This is a genomic window from Nocardia sp. NPDC051750, assembly GCF_044453135.1.
Lineage (GTDB): Bacteria > Actinomycetota > Actinomycetes > Mycobacteriales > Mycobacteriaceae > Nocardia.
Window position 1 is genome coordinate 412,569 of record NZ_JBITCK010000004.1, and the last position, 25,768, is coordinate 438,336.

The 25,768-nt window shown below is 69.6% G+C and carries 22 protein-coding genes; 14 read left to right on the plus strand and 8 right to left on the minus strand.

The window, feature by feature from the left end:
* The first annotated feature begins 94 nt into the window (after window positions 1-94).
* Both ligA and ACIA75_RS20320 read left to right on the plus strand, forming a co-directional pair.
* On the plus strand, window positions 95-2,248 hold the full coding sequence (gene ligA, locus ACIA75_RS20315; protein WP_397106139.1) for an NAD-dependent DNA ligase LigA: 2,154 nt from the start codon (window positions 95-97) through the stop codon (window positions 2,246-2,248).
* A gap of 320 nt (window positions 2,249-2,568) precedes the next feature.
* Window positions 2,569-3,813, plus strand: a complete 1,245-nt coding sequence (locus ACIA75_RS20320; RefSeq protein WP_397106141.1) for an ATP/GTP-binding protein — start codon at window positions 2,569-2,571, stop codon at window positions 3,811-3,813.
* A 35-nt stretch (window positions 3,814-3,848) separates the two neighbouring features.
* On the opposite strand, the gene ACIA75_RS20325 is transcribed toward ACIA75_RS20320, so the two are convergent.
* The gene (locus tag ACIA75_RS20325; protein ID WP_397106143.1) at window positions 3,849-4,052 is read right to left on the minus strand and encodes a hypothetical protein; all 204 of its coding nucleotides are present in this window, start codon (window positions 4,050-4,052) and stop codon (window positions 3,849-3,851) included.
* Between the two features lie 324 nt (window positions 4,053-4,376).
* On the opposite strand from ACIA75_RS20325, the gene ACIA75_RS20330 reads away from it, so the two are divergent.
* Window positions 4,377-4,706, plus strand: a complete 330-nt coding sequence (locus ACIA75_RS20330) for a hypothetical protein (RefSeq protein WP_397106145.1) — start codon at window positions 4,377-4,379, stop codon at window positions 4,704-4,706.
* Between the two features lie 45 nt (window positions 4,707-4,751).
* Here ACIA75_RS20330 and ACIA75_RS20335 read toward each other — a convergent pair whose 3' ends face one another.
* On the minus strand, window positions 4,752-5,402 hold the full coding sequence (locus ACIA75_RS20335) for an amino acid-binding protein (protein WP_397106147.1): 651 nt from the start codon (window positions 5,400-5,402) through the stop codon (window positions 4,752-4,754).
* A gap of 226 nt (window positions 5,403-5,628) precedes the next feature.
* Between ACIA75_RS20335 and gatC the strand changes: the two genes are divergently transcribed.
* Together gatC and gatA are read left to right on the plus strand one after the other, a co-directional pair.
* Window positions 5,629-5,928 carry an Asp-tRNA(Asn)/Glu-tRNA(Gln) amidotransferase subunit GatC gene (gatC, locus tag ACIA75_RS20340; protein WP_397106149.1) on the plus strand — a complete coding sequence of 100 codons (300 nt, stop codon included), beginning with the start codon at window positions 5,629-5,631 and terminating at the stop codon, window positions 5,926-5,928.
* The gene (gene gatA / locus ACIA75_RS20345) at window positions 5,925-7,400 is read left to right on the plus strand and encodes an Asp-tRNA(Asn)/Glu-tRNA(Gln) amidotransferase subunit GatA (protein ID WP_397106151.1); all 1,476 of its coding nucleotides are present in this window, start codon (window positions 5,925-5,927) and stop codon (window positions 7,398-7,400) included. The genes gatC and gatA overlap by 4 nt, the downstream gene beginning before the upstream one ends.
* 69 nt (window positions 7,401-7,469) lie before the next feature.
* Here gatA and ACIA75_RS20350 read toward each other — a convergent pair whose 3' ends face one another.
* The 4 genes from ACIA75_RS20350 to ACIA75_RS20365 form a co-directional block, all read right to left on the minus strand.
* Window positions 7,470-7,913: an SRPBCC family protein gene (locus ACIA75_RS20350; RefSeq protein WP_397106153.1), complete on the minus strand. Its 444-nt coding sequence runs from the start codon at window positions 7,911-7,913 to the stop codon at window positions 7,470-7,472.
* 31 nt (window positions 7,914-7,944) lie between these two features.
* Window positions 7,945-8,871, minus strand: a complete 927-nt coding sequence (locus ACIA75_RS20355; RefSeq protein ID WP_397106155.1) for a hypothetical protein — start codon at window positions 8,869-8,871, stop codon at window positions 7,945-7,947.
* Between the two features lie 133 nt (window positions 8,872-9,004).
* Window positions 9,005-10,744: an alpha/beta-hydrolase family protein gene (locus ACIA75_RS20360; protein ID WP_397106157.1), complete on the minus strand. Its 1,740-nt coding sequence runs from the start codon at window positions 10,742-10,744 to the stop codon at window positions 9,005-9,007.
* Window positions 10,741-11,514 (minus strand): hypothetical protein, encoded by a 774-nt coding sequence (locus ACIA75_RS20365; protein WP_397106159.1) that lies wholly within the window; start codon window positions 11,512-11,514, stop codon window positions 10,741-10,743. The genes ACIA75_RS20360 and ACIA75_RS20365 overlap by 4 nt, the downstream gene beginning before the upstream one ends.
* Before the next feature lie 165 nt (window positions 11,515-11,679).
* On the opposite strand from ACIA75_RS20365, the gene ACIA75_RS20370 reads away from it, so the two are divergent.
* The 3 genes from ACIA75_RS20370 to ACIA75_RS20380 all read left to right on the plus strand — a co-directional run bounded on the left by ACIA75_RS20370 (window position 11,680) and on the right by ACIA75_RS20380 (window position 15,912).
* Complete coding sequence (locus ACIA75_RS20370; protein WP_397106161.1) at window positions 11,680-12,924, plus strand: sensor histidine kinase; 1,245 nt, start codon at window positions 11,680-11,682, stop codon at window positions 12,922-12,924.
* Window positions 12,925-12,974: 50 nt separating this feature from the next.
* A complete protein-coding gene (locus tag ACIA75_RS20375; RefSeq protein ID WP_397106163.1) occupies window positions 12,975-13,637 on the plus strand; it encodes a response regulator in 663 nt (220 codons plus the stop codon).
* Window positions 13,638-13,743: 106 nt separating this feature from the next.
* Entirely contained in the window at window positions 13,744-15,912 is a 2,169-nt protein-coding gene (locus tag ACIA75_RS20380; protein WP_397106165.1) for a protein kinase, read from the plus strand.
* A 15-nt stretch (window positions 15,913-15,927) separates the two neighbouring features.
* Here ACIA75_RS20380 and ACIA75_RS20385 read toward each other — a convergent pair whose 3' ends face one another.
* Together ACIA75_RS20385 and ACIA75_RS20390 are read right to left on the minus strand one after the other, a co-directional pair.
* The gene (locus ACIA75_RS20385) at window positions 15,928-16,638 is read right to left on the minus strand and encodes an ABC transporter ATP-binding protein (RefSeq protein WP_397106714.1); all 711 of its coding nucleotides are present in this window, start codon (window positions 16,636-16,638) and stop codon (window positions 15,928-15,930) included.
* A 118-nt stretch (window positions 16,639-16,756) separates the two neighbouring features.
* Window positions 16,757-17,062 (minus strand): hypothetical protein, encoded by a 306-nt coding sequence (locus ACIA75_RS20390; RefSeq protein WP_397106167.1) that lies wholly within the window; start codon window positions 17,060-17,062, stop codon window positions 16,757-16,759.
* 192 nt (window positions 17,063-17,254) lie between these two features.
* Between ACIA75_RS20390 and ACIA75_RS20395 the strand changes: the two genes are divergently transcribed.
* The 6 genes from ACIA75_RS20395 (at window position 17,255) to ACIA75_RS20420 (ending at window position 25,754) form a co-directional block, all read left to right on the plus strand.
* The gene (locus ACIA75_RS20395; protein WP_397106169.1) at window positions 17,255-18,703 is read left to right on the plus strand and encodes a sensor histidine kinase; all 1,449 of its coding nucleotides are present in this window, start codon (window positions 17,255-17,257) and stop codon (window positions 18,701-18,703) included.
* Window positions 18,700-19,392, plus strand: coding sequence for a response regulator (locus tag ACIA75_RS20400; protein WP_397106171.1), 693 nt, complete (start codon window positions 18,700-18,702; stop codon window positions 19,390-19,392). The genes ACIA75_RS20395 and ACIA75_RS20400 overlap by 4 nt, the downstream gene beginning before the upstream one ends.
* Before the next feature lie 66 nt (window positions 19,393-19,458).
* Window positions 19,459-22,122, plus strand: a complete 2,664-nt coding sequence (locus ACIA75_RS20405) for a protein kinase (RefSeq protein ID WP_397106173.1) — start codon at window positions 19,459-19,461, stop codon at window positions 22,120-22,122.
* A gap of 146 nt (window positions 22,123-22,268) precedes the next feature.
* Window positions 22,269-23,171 (plus strand): hypothetical protein, encoded by a 903-nt coding sequence (locus tag ACIA75_RS20410; RefSeq protein WP_397106175.1) that lies wholly within the window; start codon window positions 22,269-22,271, stop codon window positions 23,169-23,171.
* Window positions 23,172-23,262: 91 nt separating this feature from the next.
* Entirely contained in the window at window positions 23,263-24,297 is a 1,035-nt protein-coding gene (locus ACIA75_RS20415) for an ATP-dependent 6-phosphofructokinase (RefSeq protein WP_397106177.1), read from the plus strand.
* 74 nt (window positions 24,298-24,371) lie between these two features.
* Window positions 24,372-25,754 (plus strand): alpha/beta hydrolase family protein, encoded by a 1,383-nt coding sequence (locus ACIA75_RS20420; protein ID WP_397106179.1) that lies wholly within the window; start codon window positions 24,372-24,374, stop codon window positions 25,752-25,754.
* The last annotated feature ends 14 nt before the right edge of the window (window positions 25,755-25,768 follow it).

A 25,768-nucleotide genomic window follows, 5' to 3' on the forward strand; every position in this document is an offset into this window, starting at 1 on the left:
GGCCGTCGGCCCGGCACCTCGATCCGGCGGCACAGGCGACGACGTGCGGTTATGGTGACCGGAAGCGTCGGCGGGCTGGACTAATCTGCGTGGTGTGAGTGAGACCTCGAGCCCCACCGAACCGGATACCGCCACCGGCGAGGCCGCGCCCGCACCGGCCGCCGGGGAAGAGCGGGTGCGCTGGCAGGAACTCGCCGATACGGTGCGCGAACACCAATTCCGGTACTACGTCCGGGACGCGCCGATCATCTCCGACGGTGAATTCGATCAGCTGTTCCAGCAGTTGCTGGCGCTGGAGGAGAAATATCCGGATCTGCGGACCCCCGATTCGCCGACCCAGCTCGTCGGCGGTGGGTTCGCCACCGATTTCACCGCCGTCGATCACCTCGAGCGGATGCTCTCGCTGGACAATGCGTTCTCCGCGGCGGAGATGCGGGCCTGGGCCGCGCGTGTCGAGGAGGAAACCGGCCCCGAACTGCACTATCTGTGCGAGGTCAAGATCGACGGGGTGGCGCTGAACCTCGTGTATCGCGACGGCAAGCTGGTACGCGGCGCCACCCGCGGCGACGGGCGCACCGGTGAGGATGTCACCCTCAACGCCCGGACCATCGAGGACATCCCGGGCGAGTTGACCGGCACCGCGGAATTCCAGGTCCCCGGCCTGCTGGAAGTTCGCGGCGAAGTGTACTTCCGGCTGGCGGATTTCGAAACGCTCAACGCGGCGATCGTGGCGGAGGGAAAACCGCCGTACGCCAACCCGCGCAATACGGCCGCCGGTTCACTGCGCCAGAAAGACCCGTCGGTCACCGCCCGGCGGCGGCTGCGGATGATCTGCCACGGGCTGGGACGCACCGAAGGTTTCACCCCGCGGTCACAGCACGATGCCTATCGGGCGCTGGCGGCCTGGGGGCTGCCGGTCTCGGCGCATACCGAACTGGTCAGCGGGGTCGACGCGGTCCTGGGCCGGGTCGCGTATTGGGCGGAGCACCGCCACGATATCGAGCACGAGATCGACGGCTTGGTGGTGAAGGTCGATGAACTGCTGTTACAGCGCCGCCTCGGATCGACCTCGCGGGCGCCGCGCTGGGCCATCGCCTACAAGTACCCACCCGAGGAAGCCACCACCACACTGCGCGATATCGCGGTGAACGTCGGGCGGACCGGGCGCGTCACGCCGTTCGCGGTGATGGAACCGGTGTTCATCGCCGGATCCACGGTCTCCATGGCGACCCTGCACAATGCTGCCGAGGTGGTGCGCAAAGGTGTGCTGATCGGCGATACCGTCACCATCCGCAAAGCCGGGGATGTGATCCCGGAGGTGCTGGGTCCGGTGGTGGACGCCCGCACCGGCGGTGAACGCGAATTCGTGATGCCCACCCACTGCCCGGAGTGCGGTACCGAGCTGGCCTACGAAAAGGAGGGCGACGCCGATATCCGCTGCCCCAACCAGCGCACCTGCCCTGCCCAGCTGCGGGAGCGGGTGTTCCATGTGGCAGGTCGCGGCGCGTTCGATATCGAGGCGCTGGGCTACGAGGCGGCCGTCGCGCTGCTGAACTCCGGCGCGATCGGCGACGAGGGTGATCTGTTCGATCTCGACGCCGAGCGCCTGAAGAGTGTCTCGCTGTTCACGAACAAGAACGGCAGCCTCTCGGCCAACGGCCGCCGCCTGCTCGACAACCTGGCCGCCGCCACGGACGTCCCGCTCTGGCGCGTGCTGGTCGCCCTGTCCATCCGCCACGTCGGGCCGACCGCCGCGCGGGCCCTGGCCGCCGAATTCGGCAGTCTCGAACGGATCGAACAGGCATCCCTGGAGGAACTGTCGGGTGCGGAGGGTGTCGGCCCGACCATCGCGACCGCGGTTGCGGAATGGTTCACCGTCGACTGGCATCGCGCGATTGTGGACAAATGGCGCGCAGCCGGGGTGCGGATGGCCGACGAACGCGACGAGTCGATCCCCCGCAACCTCGAAGGCCTGTCCATCGTGGTCACCGGATCGCTGCAGGGGTACTCCCGCGACGGCGCCAAGGAGGCGATCCTGCAGCGCGGCGGGAAGGCCGCCGGATCGGTATCGAAGAAGACGGCATTCGTGGTGGTCGGCGATTCCCCCGGTTCCAAGGCGGCCAAGGCCGAGGAACTCGGTGTCCCGGTCCTGGACGAGGACGGGTTCCGCACACTGCTCGAATCCGGTCCGGACGCGGTGCGGACGCCGGACGACACGAGCCCCGCAGCGGATACCGCGGGGGGCTAGTGCGGACAGCGTCCTTCCCGGGTGTCACCGCATAGTGGTCAGCTCAGGCCGAAGTCCAGCCCGAATGTGACGCGGAGCCATTTGAGGAAAAGGTCGAGGCCGACGCCGAAATCGAATCCGAAGGAACCCATTGCTCTCACCTCCTTCCGGCGATCGAAATCGCTACTGATCCCCGCACCCATATATCGCTGGTAAGAGCGCTTCTGATACGGGTGGGACCGCGTGCCTGCGACCGGGAGGCAGCAACGATCACCCCGCCCGGCACACGCCGCTGATATCCGATACCGCGCTGTCCGGTGACGGCGCGGCAGGATGGTGGGATGCTGCGCAGTTTTCGGGTGTCCAACCACAAATCGCTGGCCGACCTACAGGAATTGCGGTTGACCCGCGGCAGTGCGCCGGTGGCGGTGCCGGTGACCGCGGTGCACGGGGGCCCGGCGGCCGGTAAATCGAATCTGGTCGACGCGCTGGGGCATATGCGGGATGCGGTATTGCGGTCGGTGACCGGATGGGACCCGTATGCCGGGCCGGAGCGTGCGCCGCATCTCGGCCACACCGGGCAGCCCTCCGAATTCGAGGTGGTGTTCGTCGCCGAGGAGGTTCCGTACACGTACGGGTTCCGGCTGGACGCCGCCGATATCGCGGCCGAATGGCTCTACAGTCATCCGCGGTCGCGGAAACGGATCGTTTTCGAACGCGAGGGTGAGGCGGTGCGCGTCGGGCCGATGTTCGAGGCCGCGCGGTTCGGGATCACCGCGTTGATACCGCTGGTGCGCCCCAACGCGCTGCTACTGAGCCTGGCCGGGCAGATGTACGCGGAGGCGCTGGTGCCTGCCTACCGCTGGTTCGAAACCATGCTCGAGGTGCTGCGCGGTAGCGGCGAGATCGACTCGGTCGAGCTACGGGTGGGCTCGCACCTGTCGCGGTCCACCGAGAACGCGGCCCGGTTGCTGACCCTGCTGCAGACCGCCGACCTCGGGATCACCGATCTGCTGATCGCACAGAACGATCCCGGCTACGCCGACTACCTGCGCGACCTCGACGCCGATATCGCCGCGCTGAGCGAACAGACCGATAGGGCGGCCGGTTCGGCCGCCTACGCGGGGCAGCTGGAACAGGACAGCGGGCTGACCGCGGCGCAGCTGGCGCGGGAACTGACCAATATGCGCAATGCCCGCGACGCGCTCTACACCCGGATGGTCGCGCGGCGCGGGGTGGGGCTGCGCCTGGTACACACCGGTGTGGAACCGGTGTTCACCCTGGCCGAGGAATCCTCGGCGACGCTGGCCCTGCTGCGGCTGCTGCCGGTGGTGCTCGACGCCCTCGACGCCGGCCGGGTGCTCGTGGTCGACGATATCGGCGAGGGACTGCCCGTCGAAGAGGCCGACCGGCTGGTGCAGCTGTTCCAGAATCCCGAAACCAACACGCGTGGTGCGCAATTGGTGTACACGACCGCGGACCGCGTACTGGTCGACCGCGGCAACGGTCGTTCGGCGCGAACCCGCACGGGTGTCTGGACCGTCCGCCGTTCCCGCTACGGCACCAGCACACTCACCCTGTCCTGAGGGGCTGTGTTTTCGGCGCGCGGGGGTTTCGGACCCTAGGGGCTCGGTTTCGGGAGTGTGCAGCCCATTTTCGGGTTGAGTCCCAGGTAGTTGAGCGGTCCGGCGACGATGGTGACCGCCAGTGTCGCGACGTGGGAGCAGTGGCTCGGCGGTTCGTTGAAGTAGCCCCGCTGCCAGGTGGCGAGTATCCCCGCGACGAACCATATGAGTATGACGAGGCTGACTACGCGGCTGCCCATGGCACCTGCTCGAATAGATGAGGCCGACATATCGATCGCTTCCTTCCACATCCGATGACTGGGGAATACCCGGTTGCGGCCGCCTGATGCGCGCGGTGGTGGGTCCCGCAGAATCCACGGTTCCGGCGGAAGCGGCCGATCTTTTGTCACCGCAGGGGGTTTCGCGCGGATAATCTGCCGATCCGGTCCACCGGGCCGGCCTACTGTGCTGCACCGAGTCCGGTATGCGGTGCCGGCACCGAGCGGATGATCGGCGCGCAGGTGGTGGAAGTACACCGCGCGCGTACGCCGGGTGCCGTGCGGAGATACGCATAGCATGGGGGAGTGTTCGAATTCGCGATGCTGGCGATCATGGTGGCCGCGCTGGTGGGAATGCTGGTCCTGGTCTTCCGCGGCCGGCGGGGTACCGCGCTGCCGCAGGACGCGGAGGTCGGATCGCTGTACCTCACCGGGGTGAGCCCGCGGCCGGAGGCGATGGGCGAACAGTTCGTCACCATCACCGGTAATCTCTCCGGCCCGTCCGAACCGGGGACGGTGGTGTACGGGCGCCTGGTCTGGGACGCCGCCTATTGGCCGGCCATCGGCGACACTCTCACGGTGGCCTATCCGCCCGGTAAACCGGACAGGTGGCGGATCATCGAACCCGGTGCGTAGCGGTTGTGCCGCGCCGGCGCAGGCCCGCGCTCCGGTGCCGGTGGCTCAGCCCAGGACGGTGGCCACGATTCCGGCGAGATAGCCGAGACGCGCCACCTCCGACGGCCGGAAATCAGGTCCGCCGGGGCGGCCGAGCAGTAGCGCCTGGCTGGACGGGCCCAGCGGTGCGGCGGCCAGTTTGGTGTCCATATCGCGCCAGATCTCGGGCACCCAGTCCGCGTCGGCGTCGAGGGCCATGGGCTTCTGCAGCGGCATCCACGGCACCGAACCCGCCTGGGTCTGGGGTGCGCTCTGGCTGCCGACCACGCGGTAGCCGCCCTGCGGTCCGATATCGAGCACCGTGCTCCAGCCGACCCGCAGCACCCGCGGAATACCGTCGACCAGTACCTGGAGGCGGTCGTCGCGGGCGTTGGCCACGTTATCGATGAGTTCCAGCTCGCGGTGGGTGTCGAGCACACCGGAATAGGGCCGGATCGAATCGACCCGCACATCGCCGAGCGATTCCGCGGCGGTGATGAGGGTATCGGGGAGGGCGCCCGGGGCGATCTCGACCACCAGGTCGTCCACCGCGAAACCGGCGCCACGTTCGACGACGTCCAGCGAGAGGATGTCGGCACCGACGGTGCCGAGGGCTACCGCTAGTGATCCGAGGCTTCCCGGACGATCCGGAAGTTGCACGCGGAGCAGATATGACACGTGCGTTTCCCTTTCCTTCAGCGGCCGAGGCTATCAACGGATACCCGGTCTGCTCATCCTTACACCCATTACGGAAGGTTATCGACTCGAATTGTGCGCCCTGACCCTCCGGACGCGCCACCGGTATGCGGCTCGGGGCCTCCGGGCCACCTCCCGCCGGCGGTCACCATTAGGCTGTTCGATGCTCGTGATCCGTAATCCGAACTATCGCCGAAAGGGGTTCGCGGTGACCGCCATCTCCCGCGACGAGGTCGCACACCTCGCCCGGCTGTCCAGGCTCGCCCTGTCCGAGGCCGAACTCGATCAGTTCGCCGGACAGCTGGATTCGATCCTCAGCCATGTGCAGACCATCTCCGAGGTGGCCGCCGCCGATGTCCCGGCCACCGCGTCGCCCGACCCGGTGACGAATGTGACCCGCCCCGACGAGGTGACGCCGGGGCTCAGTCCCGAACAGGCCCTGTCGGGTGCGCCCGCCAGCGAGGAACAAAGGTTCCTGGTTCCGCAGATTCTGGGAGAGGGCGAATGAGCGCCGAACTGACCGAGCTCGGCGCGGCTGAGCTCGCGGGCAAGATCCACGGCGGGGAAGTGTCGTCGGTGGAGGTGACCCGGGCGCATCTGGACCGGATCGCCGCAGTCGACGGTGAATACCACGCGTTCCTGCACGTCGCCGGTGAGCAGGCGCTCGCGGCCGCGGCCGAAGTCGACGCCGCACTCGCTGCCGGAAATGCTCCCGCGTCGCCGCTGGCCGGCGTGCCGCTGGCGCTCAAGGACGTGTTCACCACGACCGATATGCCCACCACCTGCGCCTCGAAAATCCTCGAGGGCTGGGTGGCGCCGTACGACGCCACGCTCACCGGCCGGCTGCGCGCCGCCGGTATCCCGATCCTCGGCAAGACCAATATGGACGAGTTCGCGATGGGGTCATCCACCGAGAACTCCGCCTACGGGCCGACCAAGAACCCGTGGGACACCGGGCGTATCCCGGGCGGGTCCGGCGGTGGTTCGGCGGCGGCGCTGGCCTCCTACCAGGCGCCCCTGGCGATCGGTACGGATACCGGCGGGTCGATCCGGCAGCCCGCCGCCGTCACCGCGACGGTCGGCACCAAACCCACCTACGGCACCGTGTCGCGGTACGGGCTGGTCGCCTGTGCGTCGTCGCTGGATCAGGGCGGCCCGTGCGCGCGGACGGTGCTGGACACCGCGCTGCTGCACGAGGTGATCGCCGGGCACGATCCGCGCGATTCCACTTCGCGTGATGTGCCGGTTCCGGCGGTGGTCGAGGCCGCCCGGCAGGGTGCGTCCGGTGATCTGCGCGGTGTGAAGATCGGGGTGGTCAAGGAACTGCACTCCGACAGCTACCAGCAGGGTGTGCTCGCGTCCTTCGACGCCGCCGTGGGAGTGCTGAAGGATCTCGGCGCGGAAGTGGTCGAGGTGTCCTGCCCGCACTTCGAGTACGCGCTGGCCTCGTACTACCTGATCCTGCCCAGCGAGGTGTCGTCCAATCTGGCGCGCTTCGACGCCATGCGGTACGGGCTGCGGGTCGACGACGACGGTAAGCACAGCGCCGAGCAGGTCATGGCCGCCACCCGGGCCGCCGGGTTCGGGCCGGAGGTCAAACGGCGCATCATGATCGGCACCTACGCGCTGTCCGCCGGGTACTACGACGCCTACTACGGGCAGGCGCTGAAGGTGCGTACTCTGATCGCGCGCGATTTCGACAAGGCCTACGAACAGGTCGATGTGCTCGTCTCGCCGACCAGCCCGTTCACCCCGTGGAAGCTGGGCGAGAAGGTCGACGATCCGCTGGCGATGTACCTGTCGGACCTGTGCACGCTGCCCACCAACCTGGCCGGGCATCCGGCGATGTCGGTGCCGTCGGGCCTGAGCCGTGACGACGGGATGCCGGTGGGTCTGCAGATCATGGCGCCGGCACTGGCCGACGACCGGCTGTACCGCGTCGGTGCGGCCTACGAGGCGGCGCGCGGCGCGATCGTCTGAGTCCGAGCGCCGATCACTGAGTGTGGTCGCGGGCGGTGATCCGGTTGCGGGTCACCGCCCGTGGCGTATTCAGGCCGCGTGGCGCCGTTCGGCTTCGCGTTCTACGGCAGTCGTCATACCGGGGAACCCGCGGCGGAAACCGCGGCCGAACAGCAGGCCGACCAGCGGCGCCAGCCAGCCGGCGAGTTCGAAATGCGATTCGTAGCGGGTGCGGTCGCCGGTGAGCGGGGTCAGCGTATGGCGGCGGTTGCTGCGCAGGGCGCCGAACGGGATCGGTTTCATGGAATAGCCGAATTCCCGGCCGGGGGTGACGCTGTGGATCCATTCGCGCATGGGGATCGGCCGGGGTGCCAGCTGCTGGACCCGCATATCGATCGGCGCCCCGACGGTCAGCTCCGCGCGGCAGCGACTGATGAACGGATTCCAGTCGCCGTACCGGTCGAAATCGGTCAGGACCGACCAGACCACCTCGGCGGGGGCATCCACTTCGACCACATCGTCCACAACAAGCACGCCCTAAAACTAGAACGCGTTACAGGTGGGGTCAACCGGCGGCTCTGCCCGGCCCCTTTCCGGACACCGACAGCAGCGGCAGATGTGGGAGCGGCAGGTGCGGGAGCGGGGGCGGATCGATGGGCAGCCGCACCATTCCCGGCACGAACAGCCGCGGGCGCCGGGTGGCACGCCCGGGCGCCGCGATCTCGCCGGGGCGGACCGGCAGGCCGAGCCGGTCACCGGCCCCGGTGACCGCCGACCGGCGGACCCGGCGGTGCAATCGGCGGAGGCCCAGCGCCAGCCCGGCGACCGCCGCCAGCCCGAGCGCGACGCCGCGCAGCAGCCACGGCTGGGTGGGGTGTTCCGTGGCGACCTGGGTCGCCGCCTGCGTGAAGGTCTCCACCACCGGCACCCCGTAGTGCTGGCGGCGGGAATTCAACTCCACCGCGGTGGCCGCGATCCCCGCGAAGGTTTCGCAGCGGGTCCGGACCATCGGCTCCGCATGCGCGTCGCAGGCCTGGTGCAACCGCACGCCCAGAGTCCGGTCCAGGGCCTGACGGGCCCACGGGCCCAGCGGAGCGCCGGTGCTGTCGGCATAGCGGAGCAGGTCGTACCCCAGGTCGTGCGCCATACAGGCCGTATCGAATTCCGGCGGCAGCTCGACCGGTGACGAACAATTGCCATCCGGTGCCACGAGCAGGCCCTGCCGGACCACGGGCTCGTAACCGGCGTAGTTCGCGAAATCGCGCGGTATCCCCGCGGCGGTGGAGATACTCGGGCCGTCCGAGGTCAGATCCAGCACCGCGAGTCCGGCGGGACCCGAGACCGATCCGTCGATACCGACGGCCTCGGAGGCGGGAGCCGATACCGCCGGGATCGCCAGACTCAGCAGCGCGGCGGCGGCGAGCGCGGGCGGCGAGATGCGGCGGAACCAGCGCCTCTTCCGGCGCGGGTGGTCGTAACTCGGTGAAGCCATGGTGGGACACCCTAAGCGCAGAACCTGTGTGTGACCGAACGGCCGGGTCCGCCCCGGGCGGGTGCGCAGCCCGCGGTGCGCGCCCGCATCCGGTGAGCAAACCGCGCGGGCGCGGGATTGTTGTTCGGCACGGTTACGCACACGCGGGCAGGGTAGTGCCCTGGTCGCTGCCGTATCGATGACCGTGGCCGGGCGGCGTGCCGAGCGCGCCCAGCAAGTCGGCGGTTGTCTGCACGAAACTCACCACAGGTAGCCAACCAGGTGTGGGGGCGTCGCGGCGGGCGGCGGTGAGGTCCGGTGGGCGCCACAGCAGGTCGAGTGACCAGTGCACGACCGGGTCGGAGGCATTGGCCAGTACCGCGGACCGCGCCCCGGGTTGCGGACCACCACCGCCGGGCAGTCCCGCCCACAGCACCGAACACACCCGGCGGTTCTGTTCCTCGGCGCCAGCGAATACCGCGCTACCGCCGAGCGCGCCCAAACTCTGGCCGTACATATACAGCCGCGGTGGGTCCGGCAGCGTCGCGATGTGTTCTTCGACGGCCGTCAGCAGTGCCCGGGCGGAGGCGGTCGCGGAGTCCCGGCCGACGAGGAAGGTCGCCCAGCTCGGCAGCCGCGAATACTGCAGTGCGACCACCGCGACATCGGCCCCGAACCGCGCACCGAAACCGCGCAGTGCGCGGGCGTCCACCCACCCGGACCCGGTGGGTACGGCCACGACCAGATGCGAGCGGTCGAAACCACCGGCGCGATCGAGTTCCCGGACCGCCAGCTCGGCCCGGGCCGCGAGGTCGGGTGCGGACTGCAGCCCGACGTAGACCCGCACCGCCCCGGAGGGTTCGGTCGTGACGAACCGCTGTCCCTCCCGGCCGAGCGAGGCCCAGCTCACCATCGACTCGGCACTCCCGGAGCGGGTCACCACCGCCGGACGGACCAGGGCCGGGTCGGCGGAACTGCTCGCCCCGCCGGGGACGGGCACTCCGAACAGTGCCATCGGCAGACCGGCGACCACCGCCATCACCAACCCCCGCGACCAGCCGATCCGCCGCACCACCCGCCCGATCCAGGATCCGGCGGTCACCAGCGTGACGGTGAGCAGCAGCGTCCCGGCCGCCCAGCACAACCAGTACCCGGGTCCTGTCCGTGCCATATCCATGGCATCGCGCAGGGTGTTCTGCCACAGAGCCGCATGGGCCGTCGCGCCGAGCACCCCGGCAGTTGCGGCGGCGAAGAGCAGAGGCCGCCGGTTCGTCGCGTCCGGCGCATCGACAGCCGCGGCCACGACCCCCGGACTTCGCCGCTCGATCGTGCCGGGTACCCGGGCGGTTGCTGCGACTACCGCGCGGCGCTGGTAAGCGGCCGGGTCGCCGAATGTACCCGAGCGGGCGACGGCCGGTGCCGAAAGCCGTCGCCCGCGGGCCGGGTTGCTGTGTGAACGGCAGATGCGGACGGCGGGTCCTCGGCGGAGCGGGACCGTGACCGGATCGATCTGTGCGCCGGTGGTGTGGACGGTGACGGGATCGGCCTGCGCGCCGGTGGAGTGAACGGTGCAGGTCCGGCGTGCGCCGTCGGTAGCGCGTTTACTGCCGGTGCGGCGGGCGAACCGGGCGATCCGGGCGACCGCGAGCAGCGCGATGATCAGCACAGAGGTGAGCACGGCTTGCGCTGGGGCGGTGCGGGGGAGCAGGCCCGGGGCCAGGGACAGGATTGTGCCGCCGGCTACCGCCAGAGTGGTGCCGGCCGAGGGCCATCGGCGTGGCAGACGCTTATGGGCCGCCTCGCGCAGTCGGAGTGCGGATCGTGCCGACGGTGTGTGCCCGCTCTCGGTGGGTCCGGTGCCGAGTGTCGTCCGGACTTCGGGTGAGGGTTTCATGCGAACCTCCGGCGGGGAGAACTCAGCGGGTAGCCGGGGCGCGCGAGAGCGCGATGACCGGCGTCCACCCGGTTGCGCAACCACTCGCGACGCCCGGGCACTTCCCGGCGTGGAATGCGACCGCCGGCGACGGCACGCCAGACCAGCAAGGCCGCGAATGCGGCCAGGACCAGGGCGGAAACCCGCGGCAGCCAGGTAGCCGCCGTCTCGGCAGGCGAGAAATGCTCGACCACCGGAACGCCGTAATCCTGCCGTCGCGAGTTGAGGTCGACCGCGACCGCCGCGACTTCGGCCATGGCGGAACAGCGGGCGCGGGCGAGCGGGTCGGTCCGGTGCGTGCAGGTGGCACGCATCCGGCCGGCGAGCGTGCGGTCCAGATCCCGGCGGGCCCAGGAGCCCAGGGGGTGACCGCTGTGCTGCGCGTAACGCAGCAGGTCGTACCCGAGGTCGTGGGCCTTGCAGGCGGTCTCGAACTCCGCCGGCAGCGGAACCGGGGATGAGCACGAACCGTGCGGGGCGATCAGCATGCCCTCGGCGAGCGCCGGACGGTATCCGGCGATATCGCCGAAGTCGTCCGGTATCCGCAGCGCGGACGCCGGGGCCGGGGAGGTCAGCGCATGGACGGCGACCGCTGCCGGCGTGCCGGCGGGTCCGGCGGCATCGGCCGCGGGCGCCGGCAGCAGCGAGACCGCCGCGGCGACCCCCGCCGCCGCGAGCACCGCGTACCGATACGGCGGAGTCCGGCGCGCGGCATTGTTCGAGACAACCATGGTCTGGACGTTATGAATCGATACCGGTCGCGGCCGTCCCGCTCGGGAGGGTTTTCCGTCCCGGTCCGCGCGGCGAGACCGGATCGTGTCTACCCCGGGTGTACGGGCCGGAATTCACCCCACGGTATGAGGTGTGCGCGGGTGGCGGTTCGTAGTGTCGGAGTCATGATGGAGTACAGCGTCGCGCAGCCGGTAGCGAAGTCACCGGGCTTCTGGGGCCGCCTCGCCCGTCTCGGTCTGCGGTGGTGGGTCGATGCGGGCACCGTGCTGGTCGTGGTCGCGTTGTTCGCCGTGGCGTGGCCGACGCTGCACCTGACCCACCAGGTGCCCTGGCCGATAGCCCCGCTCATCGCCGCCTTCGCCGCGCTGCCGGTGCTGCTGATCCGCGGGAACGCCCCGCTGGGCTGGGCCGTCTCGGCGGGTTCGGCGCTGCTCATCGCCCTGGCCGTACCGAACCAGACCGGTGAGGCCATGCCGTTCCAGGTGGTGCATATCGTCGCCCTCTACTTCCTGGTCTTCGCGGTGGCCCTGCGGTCGCCGCCGCAGTTGACGGCGGTGGTATGGGCGGCGACCTCGCTGCTGCTGGGCGCGGCCTTGTCGGCCGAGGGGGTAGGTGCCGACCCGTGGGCCTGGCCGGTGTCGCTGGGCGGGACGGTGTTCGTCGGGCTGCTGCTGCGGTCGCTGATCCGGTCGCGGTCGGAGTTGAACCGGCAGACCGAAGTCAGCGAACTGGAACGGGCGCGGCGCACCATCCTGGAGGAGAAAGCCCGGATCGCACGTGACCTGCACGATGTGGTCGCGCACCACATGTCGCTGGTGGTGGTGCAGGCGCAGACCGCGCCCTACCGGGTGAACGGTGTGAACGAGGCGGCGCGGGCGGAATTCGAATCGATCGGTGCCACCGCGCGCGAAGCGCTGAACGAGATCCGCGGTCTGCTCGGGGTCTTGCGCAGCGACGGTCAGCTCGCCGAGCACGCCCCCCAGCCCACCGCGGCCGACCTGGAAGCGCTGTTCCTCGGCGCCGCCCGCGCCGGGGTGGACCTCACCTGGTCGGTCGAGGGCACCCTCGCGGTGGTCCCGGATACCGTCGGCTCGGCGCTGTACCGGATCGTCCAGGAATCACTCGCCAATGCGGGCCGGCACGCACCGGGTGCCGCGGTCCGGGTGACCATCGATTGCGCGGAAACCGTCGAACTCACCGTGGTCAACGGCCGGGGAACCGGCCCGGCCCCGGCCGGTATCGCCGGGCTCGGTATCGCCGGAATGCAAGCCCGCGCCCTCGCGGTCGGCGGCCGGTTGACCGCGGAGCCGACCCCGGACGGCGGTTTCCGCGTCAGCGCCCGCCTCCCCCGCACCACTGCCGTGGACCTGCCCCTGGCAACAGTCCCCGAACAGCCCACCCCGGCCTGATCTGCCTCCGCGACAACACCGGGCCGTTGGGCAGCAATTATGCTGGGCGCGTGGCAATAACCGTGTTGATCGCCGACGATCAGGCTATGGTCCGGCAGGGGTTCGGCGCCCTGCTGGCCGCGCAGCCGGATATCAGTGTCGTCGGTGACGCCCCCGATGGGAAAGTGGCGGTCGCCGAGGCGGCGCGGTTGCGGCCCGATGTGGTGCTGATGGATGTCCGGATGCCGGAGATGAACGGGCTGGACGCCGCGCGTTCGATTCTGGCCGCCGGCTTCGACCCCCCGGTGCGGGTACTCATGCTGACCACCTTCGATATCGACGACTACGTCTACGAGGCGCTCGGGGCCGGGGCCAGCGGCTTTCTGCTCAAGGACGCGCCCGCCGAGGAATTGGTGCGCGCGGTGCGCGTTGTGGCGGCGGGTGAAGCCTTGCTGGCGCCGACCGTGACCCGGCGGTTGATCGCCGAGGTGACGACACGGCGGTCCGCGCGGCGGACTCCGGCGCCGGCGCTCGCGGCACTGACCCCGCGGGAGCGGGAGATTCTGGAATTGGTCGCGCGGGGGATGTCCAATACCGAAATCGCCGAAGCTCTGTTCATTGCCGAGCAGACGGTGAAAACCCATGTGTCGAAGGTCTTCACCAAATTGGCTCTGCGTGATCGCGCACAGGCGGTGGTGCTGGCCTACGAATCCGGTTTGGTCACGCCCGGCTGAACGGATCATCAGGTTTTCATGAACTGCCCGGATTACCGTTGTCACGGCGGAACCGGCGTCGTGAGCCCGGTAGGCTCACGAGTCTGTCAGTCACCCGAAGGGGGTCGTGTTGCTCAACAGCGGTGACGTGTTCGCCGGGTTCACCATCGAGCGTTTACTCGGTGAAGGCGGAATGGGCGCCGTATATCTGGCCCGGCATCCCCGGCTGGGGAAACTGACTGCGCTCAAATTGCTCAAACCGGAACTCTTCGCCGATGCCGCGATCCGGACCCGGTTCGAACGGGAAGCCGATCTGGCCGCCGCGCTCGACCATCCGGGGATTGTCACCGTCTACGACCGCGGGGCCGAGGGCGAGCATCTGTGGATGTGTATGCAGTACATCGACGGCGCGGACGCCGGCACAGTCAATTCTCTGACATTGCCGCCGGAAAAGGCGGTGCAGATCATCAGCGGGGTCGCCGACGCACTCGATTACGCCCACGGAATGGGTGTGCTGCACCGTGATGTGAAACCGTCCAATATCCTGCTCGCCCGCGCCAATACCGGCCAGGGTGAGCGGGTTTTCCTCACCGATTTCGGGCTGGCCCGATTACGTGCCGAAACGGTCCGGTTGACGCAGACCGGGATGTTCACCGCGACGCTGGCGTTCGCCTCGCCGGAGCAGATGACCGGCGGCGATATGGACGGCCGTTCGGACCAGTATTCGCTGGCCTGCGCGTTGTACTGGCTGCTCACCGGGATGGCTCCGTTCGATTCGCCCAATCCCGCCGATATCATCCACGGAAATCTGCAGTTGGCGCCGCCGCCGCTGGCGGTCAAACGGCGGGGCCTGCCACCGGGGCTGGATCCGGTGCTGGCCAAGGCCATGGCCAAACAGCCCGGGCACCGGTACCGCACCTGTGTCGAATTCGCGGCGGCCGCCGACCGCGCCCTGACGACACCTGCGCCGGCCTATCCGCCGGTCACGGAACGCACCGGACCCACCGCCGCGTATCCCGGCCCGGCGGTGGGTTTCCCTGCGGTGCAACCTGTTCCGGTTCCTGCGCCCGGTGGGCCACCGGGGGGTTACCCACCCGAAGCCCGGCATCCGGGCGGCGTGCCATCCGGATCGCCGGGGGGCCCGTCCGTGGAGCAGACCGGCAGCTCGGCGTTCGGCCCGGCCGGCATACCCCAGCCCGCGGGCGCGCCGCCCGGTCCGCCGAGGACCGCGTCTGTGGAGCAGACCGGCGCGGTACCCGCGCGAGCCGACGGAACGGTCCGGCCGGGTGATATCGATCAGACCGGGGCACAACCCACGGTCGCGATCACCCGGCCCGCGCCGTCCGCGAACCGCCCGGGACCGGCCGTCGAGCAGACCGGCGGGTTCGCTGCCGTGCCGGTGGGTGCCGAGCACACCGGAGGTATTCCGGTCCAGGCCCGGCCACAATCCGAGACCGACGCCGGCCAGCCGCCCGGCTCCGGCTACCTTGCCGAATCCCTGGAGAACACCGGAGCCGGGACCGCGCGCCACGGTGGCTATCCGCCGAGCCCGCCCGCGTATACCGGGCCGGCGCCGACGGGCGGCTACCCCGCGTCGCCCGTGCGGCGCAGCCGGGCGCCGTGGATCGCGGCGGCGATCCTGGTGCCGCTCATCGTTGTCGCGGTGATCGTGGCAGCGGTGCTGGTGGTAGTGAAATCCGCCGGATCGGGTTCGGACAGTGCACCGGCGGCCGCGCAGCCCTCGACCCTGGAAAGCGAATCCACCGAGACAACCGATCCCGGCGATTCGCCCGGCGGGGAGCCCGGCGACCGAACCCGCCGGCTGTTCCCGGCTCTACTCCCGCAGGGGTCCGAACTCGACGGCATCGGATATCAGAACTCGCGCTGCGGCGCGTACGAACCCGGCGAGCAGATACCGGTCCTCCCCGATGTGCCGGTATTCGACGAGATCCTGGAATCCCGGCCCTGGGAGGCGATCTGGGATTGCCGCCAGCCCCAGCTGCAACCCACCCGGATGGACTACACGATCATCACCTACCCGGACGCCGAGACCGCCCGGGAGGTGGTCGCCGGCCTGCCCCCGCACGATTCGGTATCCGGCGGTAAGGACGGTGAGCCGTACACCGCCCACTTCTGGGACGATACCGGCGACCGCGGCCGGTTCACGGTGAATATGCTGGTCGCCTTCGGTTCCGGGGTCGATTCACCGCGCAGCAATTCCCTGCTGTTCGTCCGCAAATGGGGTTCGACAGCACGTCAGGACATCGAAGAGTGGTGGGCGGACGCGCCCCTGTGATTTCGGCGCGCGGGGTTATGCGCCGATCGTGTGGGACCGGGTGCGCTCGTCCGAGCCGATGCGGCCGTCGCCGAGGGTGACCACCCGGTCGCAGTAGTCGACGGCGCCGCGATCGTGGGTCACCATGACCACGGAGTTCCCGGATTCGGCGACCTCGGCGAGTAGTTCGAGGATCGCGGCGCCGGTCTTGGAATCCAGGTTTCCGGTGGGTTCGTCGGCCAGGATGAGCGGCGGATCCATGGTCAGGGCGCGGGCCACCGCCACCCGTTGCATCTGCCCGCCGGACAGTTCGGCGGGCCGGTGCTCGGCGCGCGACCCCAGCCCGACCCGGTCCAGTAGTTCCAGGGCGAGCGGCTTTGCCTTGCGTAATCCGGTGCCGTCCAGCAGTTTCGGCACCGCGACGTTCTCCCAGGCGGTCAGCGTGGGCAGCAGGTTGAAGAACTGGAAGACGAAACCCACGCGATGGCGGCGGAACTCGGACTGCTTCTCCTCGTCCAGGGCGCCGATCTCGATGCCCTGGAACCGGATCGATCCGGAATCCGGCCGGTCGAGCGCGCCGAGCATATGCAGCAGTGTGCTCTTACCGGACCCGGACGGACCGATCACCGAGGTGAACTCACCCGACTCCAGCCGCAGGCCGATTCCGTCGAGCGCACGGACCGGCTGGTCGCCGACGCGGTACTCCTTCACGACATCGGTCAGTTCCAGCATGGCCGGCTGCGTCATCGCCACCCCCCGTTTCCTGCGGTATTCGTCCGGCCCGACCCGCTCACGCTCTGTCCATTGAGCGTGAGCGGGGGCCCTGCGTGGTTACGCTGCGCTACCGCCTCCGGGCCTGACCCGCTCACGCTACCAGCACCCGCGACGCCGTCCGGGCGTCGAGCACCGCGCGCAGGACGGGCTGTTCGGCCGCCAGTTCGAGGTAGGCCTCGTCCACGGTCATGCCCTGGTCTGCGCGCAGCTCCAGTTTGGCGTCCAGATGAATATTCCACCGATAGCGCAGGGCCGCGAGTACGCCGTGCGGGCCGCCGAACAGGCGGTCGAGGTGCGGGATACCGTCGAAGAGGTCGGCTCGGGCGGGGTCGAGGGTCGCCCGGTCGAGAACGGTGTGCAAGATCTCGGTGCGAAGGTGCTGCTCTGTCCAGGACATGATCCGTGCCCTTTCGGTCGGGGGCCTGGTGTTCGCCGGCCGGTCCGGCGCGGCGTCGGCAAGTTCCACGCTACGGTTCCGGTTCCCGCGTTTCGTCGTGCCGCGGGCGTGAATCGATCTCCTACCGGGGGCGGAGTCCGGGCCCGGCCGTGGGAGGATGTCCGGCCGGTCCCGGCTGATTATTCTGGACATATGCCCGAGAGCCACCTCACATCCGGCGCCGCGGTGGACGACTCCACGCGACGGGCACCCGAGGACGTGGCGGGGCCGCCGGAAGCGGTCCGGCCGCTGGGCGCGGGGCCGATCGGGAACGGTGCGGTGTCCCCACACAACGCGCCGTCCGGTGGTCGGATCACGAGGGCGTGGCGCGGAGCCCGGAGCCGGGTCGCGGCCGGGAGGGTGCGGATAACGCTGCATCCCCTACGGGAACTTCCGTTCGACTATCCGCCGAAGGTGGTCTTGTTCGCGGATCTGGCGTTGCTGGTCCTGGGCCTGGTCTCCTGCCTGCAGCGGCACGAATACTTCCCGACGGTGCTGCCACTGCTGGCGCTGGTACTCCTGTTCGTCTCGGTGCCGTCGTTCGTGCTGTTCGGGATCGTGCCCAGACCGCTACCGCTGTTCACCGCCACGATGGTGGCCGCCGGATTGTTCTTCGCCCAGCCGGTGGAGTCCGATTTCGCGCCGTTCGTCCTGATGGTCGTGACCGCGGAGATAGCGGCGATCGCCCCGAAGCGGGTGAGCGTTCCGCTGGCGTTGCTGGCGACCGCCGAACTGGTGGCCTTCGCCGTCCTGCTGCAGGCGCTGTGGGAAAACGACATCCTGCGCACCGGTGTCCCGATGTACGCGCTGGGGATCCTGCTCGGCTGGCTGGTCGGGGTGATGCTGCAGTACCAGCGGCTGTTCCTGTATCAGGAACGCGAGAATCAGAACGCCCGGGCAGCCCAGGCCGCGGCCGCCGAACGCAACCGGATCGCTCGAGAGGTGCACGATGTCATCGCCCATTCGCTCACCGTGACCCTGCTGCATGTCACCGCGGCCCGGCACGCCCTGACCAGCGATCGTGATGTGGACGAGGCGGTGGACGCCCTCGCCGACGCCGAACGCCTGGGCCGCCAGGCCATGGCCGATATCCGGCGCACCGTGGGGCTGCTGGATTCGGGACCGGCGGCCGCCGGGCCGGAACCGGGCGCGGACGATATCCCCGCCCTGATCGACGACTTCGTCAACGCGGGCCTGACCGTGCGCCGGCAGTTCGCCGGCGATCTGAGCCGGGTGTCCGCCGCGGTCGGACTCGCGCTCTACCGCATCTGCCAGGAATCGCTGGCCAACATCGCCAAACACGCCCCCGGCGCGGCCGTCGACTTCGCGGTGGAGGTGGGGGCACACTCGGTGGTCGTGCGGGTACGTAATTCCCTGCCCGCCGGTCCGGCCCCGCGGGCCGGGCACGGTAGCGGCGTCGCGGGGATGCGGCAGCGAGCCGAAGGTCTCGGTGGCCGGATCCAGGTCGGGCCCGACGCCGGCGCCTGGACCGTCCGAGCCGAGTTCCCGTTGAACGACCGGCCGGCCGCCGCGGACGGTTCGCCTGCCTCGGACGGAGACGGCCGCTGCCCATGGACGAAAACGATCGGGGGGACACGATGACCAGGGCCGACAGTGATCCGGGCGCCCTCGAGGTGCTGATCGTCGACGATCAGGAACTGGTGCGCGGCGGGTTGCGCCGCATTCTGCGCCGCCGCGACGGGTTCCGGATCAGCGAATGCGCGGACGGCGACGAGGTGCTGCCGGCCGTCGCGGCGCAGATCCCCGATATCGTGCTGATGGATCTGCGGATGAAACGCGTCGGCGGTATCGAGGCCACCCGCCTGCTGCGGGCCCGCGCCGACGAACCTCCGGTACTGGTCCTCACCACCTTCGACGACGACCAGCTGCTGTCCGGGGCGTTACGCGCCGGTGCGGCCGGATTCCTGCTCAAGGATTCGCCCGCCGAGGATCTGATCCGGGCCGTCCGCACCGTCGCCGCGGGCGGGGCCTGGCTCGACCCCTCGGTCACCGGCCGGGTCCTGTCGACCTACCGCACCTCGGCCGCGCCGGACACCCCGGTCGCGCCACCGCCCGGCGGTGAGCTGACCGGCCGCGAATACGAGGTACTGGCGCTGATCGGCCGCGGCCGGGCCAACAGTGAGATAGCCCACGCCCTCGGAATCTCGGAGGTCACCGTGAAATCCCATGTGGGACATATCTTCGGCAAACTGGGGTTGCGGGACCGCGCGGCGGCCATCGTGTACGCGTTTGACCACGGTGTGGTTTCCCCTGGACAATCCAGGGTTTGACGGGCAGCCCGGCCGCGATTCCGCGACCGATGGATACGGCGCCCGCGCTGTGGAGAGGATGACGGGGTGCAGGCGCCAGGTTCCGAGGTCGGTAGGCGGTTCGGTCCCTACGAACTGCGCTCGTTGCTGGGTAACGGCGGAATGGGCGAGGTCTACGAGGCCTACGACACCGTCAAGGACCGGGTCGTTGCGCTCAAGCTGCTCGCCGGTGATCTGGTCGGCGACCCGGAATATCAGATCCGCTTCCGCCGCGAATCGCAGGCCGCGGCCCGGCTGGCCGAACCGCATATCATCCCCATTCACGACTGGGGGGTAATCGAGGGCCGGCTGTTCATCGATATGCGGCTGGTGCCCGGCACGGACCTGCGCACGATTCTGCAGGCCGGTGGGCCGCTGAGCCCGCAGCGCGCGGTCACCGTGATCGAACAGATCGCTGCCGCCCTGGACGCCGCCCACACCGACGGGCTCGTGCATCGCGATGTGAAGCCGGCGAACATCCTGGTCACCGACGCCGATTTCGCCTATCTCGCCGATTTCGGTATCGCCCGCCACGAGGGCGATACCGGCGTGACCCAGGCGGGGGTGGCGATCGGCTCCTACACCTACATGGCACCGGAGCGGTTCGACCGCGCACCGGTCACCGGGCGCGCCGATATCTACTCGCTGGCGTGCGTACTGCACGAATGCCTCACCGGTGCCGTTCCGTTCGAAGCGGGCAGTATCGGCATGCTCATCCGCGCACACCTCGCCGATCCGCCGCCGCTGGCAAGTGTTCAGCGAACCGGGTTGCCCGGTGCGTTCGACGATGTGATCGCATGTGGCATGGCCAAGGATCCGCACGAGCGTTTCGCCACCGCAGGGGAACTCGCCGTCGCCGCCCGCGACGCGCTCAACTCACCGGCGCGTCCGCCGCGGCCGGAAGAACCCGCGGGGAGATCCGGCGAATTACCCGCAACCCCCGTGCCTCCCGCGGACGCATCCCCGCCGACCGGCGGCATACCGACCCTCGTGGTGCGGATGCCGCGGCTCGACGACGAGGGCGCGCCGGATCAGACCACCACCCTGCCCGCGATCATTCCGGGCGATCCCACCTCCGTCCGTCCGACCGAATTCGACTTCACCCCACTCACACCCGACGAACCGGCGCCCCCGCCCGCCACCACCGGTATCCGGCCCTTCCCCGACGCCCACCTGTTCCAGAACGAGCAGTTGCACCCGGCAGCCGACCCCGCGCAGCATCCGGATCCGGGGCCCGCGACCGGCGGGATTCCGGTCGCGGATTTCTACCCGCCCGACCAGGCGACCCGTGTCTACGGGCAGGGTCTCGGTCACGCCGCGCCCGGCGCCGAGGAAACCACCCGCATCTTCGAGCCGATGGAAGCGGCCCCGGGGTCCGCGGACCACACGGGCGCGGAGACCACCCGCGTCTTCGGTGTGGACGATCGCGCTCACCGGCAGAGCGAGCACGGTGACGGACCGGGCGAACCCGGTTACCGGTCGGACGAGCACGCCACCTACAGCTCGGACCAGTACAGCTTCGGCGCATATGACCACGCCGCCGGCGCCGTTCGGCACAGTTACCGCACGGACGAGCGCGGTGACAACGCGGACCAGCAGGGCTACGGCGCGGATATGCGCGGCTACGACGCCGGCGAGCAGGTGTACGGCGCGGGGGAGCAGGCTTACAGCGCGCACGATTACGACGCGGGCGAGGACCCTTACGGCTCCGGTGAGCAGAGCTACGGCGCGGGGGAGCAGGCTTACAGCGCGCACGATTACGACGCGGGTGAGAACTCTTACGGCTCCGGTGAGCAGAGCTACGGCGCGGGTCAGCAGGCTTACAGCGCGGGTCGGCAGGGTTATGGCGCGGATGAGCGCGGTTACGGTCCGGACGCGCACGGTTACGATGCGGATCAGCGCGGTTATCGTCCGGGTGAGCGTGGTGACGGCGCGGATGACACCGTCTACGGCGCCGGCGGGGGGTACCGATCCGATGAGACCCCCGGGCCCGCAACCGGCGACTGGTGGACCGCGGAAAGGGCAGACCGGCGCGATGATCCGCAACCCGCCCCGGCTACCTCGCCGGGGCCCGGCGGACTATCCGGCTACAGCGGCGAGCACTCCGGTCCGGCAGCTCCACCACCCGACCCGTACGCCGCCGCCTACGAGGCCGGCTACCGCGACAGCTATGTCGCGAACGCGGCCCGGCCCCCTGCGCCCGGCCCGGACGAACAGCGCTCCCGGTTCGTCCCGATACTGACCGGTGCCGGTGTATTCCTGCTCGTCGTCCTGGTGGCGGTGCTCGGATTCCAGTTCCTCGGTTCCGGCGGCGAATCGTCGAACGCCGCCGAGTCCACCGGGGCCGCCGCCACCACCGCGGCCGCACGCAGCAGCGCCTCGGCCGCCACCACCACCCCTACGGGCACCTCGGCGACCACCACCGCCGCGCGCGCCGATCTGCCGTCGGGTGCGCAACCCTGCACTGCCACCTCCGCGGGCAGCGGCCCGTACGGCTCGGCGGCCGCAGGGACCACGGTGACCAGCTGCGAATTCGCCGAAGCGGTGCGGCAGGCGTATCTGGATCCCGAGGTGGTCTCGGCCGAGGGCGACCCGGTAGCCATCGAGGCCACCAGCCCCGTGACCGGTCAGTCCTACACGCTCGAATGCGTCGCCGCGGACGGTCTGGTCACCTGCCGTGGCGGCAACAATGCCGTCGTATACCTGTACTGATCGGCCCGCGGACGCGGATCGGGTCGCCGCTGCGCACAGTTCGCGGCCCGATCCCGGCCGGGTTAAGGTCGCCGATGGAGTACGGTTTTTCGACCGGGTAGAAACCAGCGGGACTGTGGGAGATCGCAAGAGCCATGCGCAGAGTTGTGTCGACCGAGACGAAACGGGAACTCTCCCCGGCCCGGCGCTTGGTCGCCCTCCTCGGCTGTCTCGCGGTCGCGGCCGGTGCCGCCGCCTGCGGAGCCGATACCGAGCCGCGGGCGGCGGTATCCAGCTCGGTGACCCAGGCGGCGGCCGACTCTCCGGGTGGCGAGGTGCTGATCACCATCCCCGGCACGCTGGCCGCGGATTTCGTCGACCTGGAAAAGGCGGAGAAGGGCGCGCTCGGTTTGGCGATCATGCCGGTCGGCGGTGACAGACTCGTCGGGCTCGGTGAGTGGTCCACCGGCCCGGCCTGGTCGACGATGAAGGTTCCGTTGGTCGTCGCCGCCGAACGGAAGAATCCCGGTGGGCAGAGCTATGCCACATCGGCCGCCATCACCGCCTCGGACAATTCCGCCGCCGATTCCCTCTGGTCGGGGCTCGGTTCCCCGCGGGAGGCGGCGCTGTCGGTGCAGGCCGTGCTGCGCGAGGGCGGCGACGCGACGACCGTGGTCCAGGAGAAGCGGACCCGGTCGGAGTATTCGGCGTTCGGTCAGTCCGAATGGTCGCTTGCCGATCAGGTGCGTTTCGCGTCCAAACTGCCCTGCCTGCCCGGTTCGGACCGGGCGGTCGAGCTCATGGGCTCGGTGACCGCGAACCAGCAGTGGGGCCTGGGTTCGGCGTTCGATTCGGCCGAATTCAAGGGCGGCTGGGGCCCGAACCCGGACGGCGCGTATCTGGTGCGCCAGTTCGGCCTGGTCCCGGTGGCGGGTGGCAGCATCGCGGTTGCGCTTGCGGCGCAACCGGATTCGGGCACCTTCTCCGACGGTATGGATCTCCTCGACAAGATGGCCGGTCTCATCTCGCGGCATCTGGGCGAATTCACCGGCGGTTCCTGCCCGGCCTGACAGCGCTCGGCCGGACGGCCGTACCCGGCGTTACCCGACATTCACGGGCCCGACGCGGCGCGGACCGCCGGAAGCGGGCAAGATGGGCGCCATGCGCATCGGAATCCTGACCGGCGGTGGGGACTGTCCGGGACTGAACGCGGTGATCCGTGCCGTGGTCCGCACCGCGAACGGCCGCTACGGCGACGCCATCGTGGGCTTCGAGGACGGCTGGCGCGGGTTACTCGAGGACCGCAAGATCCGCATCCAGAACGACGACCGCACCGATCGCCTGCTCGCCAAGGGCGGCACGATGCTGGGTACCGCCCGTACCAACCCGGATGTGCTGCGCGAGGGCCTGGGCCGGATCCGGCAGACCCTCGACGACAACGGGATCGAAGCGCTCATCCCGATCGGCGGCGAAGGCACCCTGACGGCCGCGAGCTGGCTCTCGGAGGAAGGCGTCCCGGTGGTCGGCGTGCCGAAAACCATCGACAACGATATCGATTGCACCGATGTCACCTTCGGGCACGACACCGCGCTGTCCATTGCCACCGAAGCCATCGACCGGTTGCACACCACCGCGGAATCCCATCAGCGGGTGATGCTGATCGAGGTGATGGGCCGGCACGCCGGCTGGATCGCGGTGCACGCCGGGATGGCGGCGGGCGCGCACCTGACCCTGGTCCCGGAGCAGCCGTTCGATGTGACCGAGGTTTGTGCGCTGATCAAGAGCCGTTTCCAGCGGGGCGACAAACATTTCATCTGCGTGGTCGCCGAAGGCGCGCATCCCGCCCCCGATTCCGGGTTCACGCTGCGGGAGGGCGGGGTCGACGAATTCGGGCACGAACGGTTCACCGGGGTCGCCCAGCAGCTCGGCCTGGAGATCGAACGCCGGATCGGCAAAGAGGTCCGCACCACCGTGCTCGGGCACGTCCAGCGCGGTGGCAGCCCGTCGCCGTACGACCGGGTGCTGGCGACCCGGTTCGGCCTGCACGCCGCCGAAGCGGTGCATGCCGGGCATTTCGGTCAGATGGTGGCGTTGCGCGGCACCGAGATCGGGCTGGTCCCGCTGCACGAGGCGACCAAACAACTCAAGCGGGTCCCCCTCGACCGCTATCAGGAAGCACAAGCCTTCTTCGGCTAGACGCACCTCCGACTCGCGCCGGCCGCGCGGCCGAACAGCGGTGCCGAACAACTCGGCGGCGATACAGTCGAGCCATGCGCCATCGCAGGGGAGCGTTGCCGGTAGCTGTTGTGTGGTTGCTCGTCTCGATGCTCGTCGGCTGTGCCGACCCGTCGGTGGACGAGCGGGTGGGCGGTCAGTGGCACGGGGCCATCGAGGTGCCTGGGGCGCCGATGCTGGTCGGGGTGGAATTCACCGGCCGGCACAGCGGAGTCATCGATTTTCCTGTGCGGCAGGCGAGCGGGCTCGCGCTGTCCGATGTGGTGGCCGAACCCGATCAGGTGAAATTCGGTATCCCGGATATGCCCGGCGACCCCCGTTTCGCCGGGCACCTGGACGAATCCGCCGGCACGATCGTCGGGGATTTCAATCAATCCGGCCAGTCCTTCGGGCTCACCCTGAGCCGGAACCCGGTGCCGCCGCCGGCCCGCCCGCAGGAGCCGCAGCCGCCGTATCCTTATATTTCCGAAGATGTTTCGTATTCGAACGGTGGTTTCACCATCGCCGGCACGCTCACCCGGCCGGATACCGCCGACCCGGTGCCCGCGGTCGTACTGGTCACCGGTAGCGGGCCGCAGGATCGCAACGAGGAAATCTCCGGGCACCGCCCGTTCCTGCTGCTCGCCGATACCCTCACCCGCGCGGGTTATGCGGTGCTGCGCACCGACGATCGCGGGGTGGGCGGTACCGGCGGCAACCTGAACCAAGCCACCTACGCCGATCTTGCCGCCGATATCGAAGCCGGTCTCGGATACCTGCGCGGCCGCCCCGAAATCGACCCGGCCCGGATCGGCCTGCTCGGGCACAGCGAAGGTGGGTTTCTCGCCCCGATGGTCGCCGCCCGGCCCGAGAACGATATCGCGTTCGTAGTCCTCATGGCCGGGCCCGCGATCACGGGCACCGAGATCGTCCTCGACCAGGGCACCCGGGGTTTCACCATGGCCGGTGCCACGCCGGAACAGCTCGACGCCAACCGTGCCTTCCTGATGGACTGGACCGGGGCCCTGCGGGCCGGTCAGCTCACCAAGGCCGCCCGGCTCGCGGAAACCTACAATCGTTCGCTACCTGATGATCTGCGCGCCGTGAGCGAGTCGCTCACCAGTCAGAACACGCCGTACATGGCCGCGCTGGTGTCCTATGATCCCGCGCCGGCGGTCGCGGCGCTGCGGATGCCCGTCCTGGCATTCTTCGGGTCGAAGGATGTCCAGGTGGTCGCCGACCAGAACGCGGATCCGATGCGCACCCTGCTGGCCGGTAACCCCGACGCGACGGTCCGGGTATTCGACGGCCTGAACCATATGATGCAGCCCGCCGACAGTGGCCTGTCCATCGAATACGAATGGATCGAGACCACCATCGACCCCGTGGTTCTCGATACCGTCACCGGCTGGCTCGGCGAACGGGTTCCGGCGGGCTGAGGTGTCCGATCGGC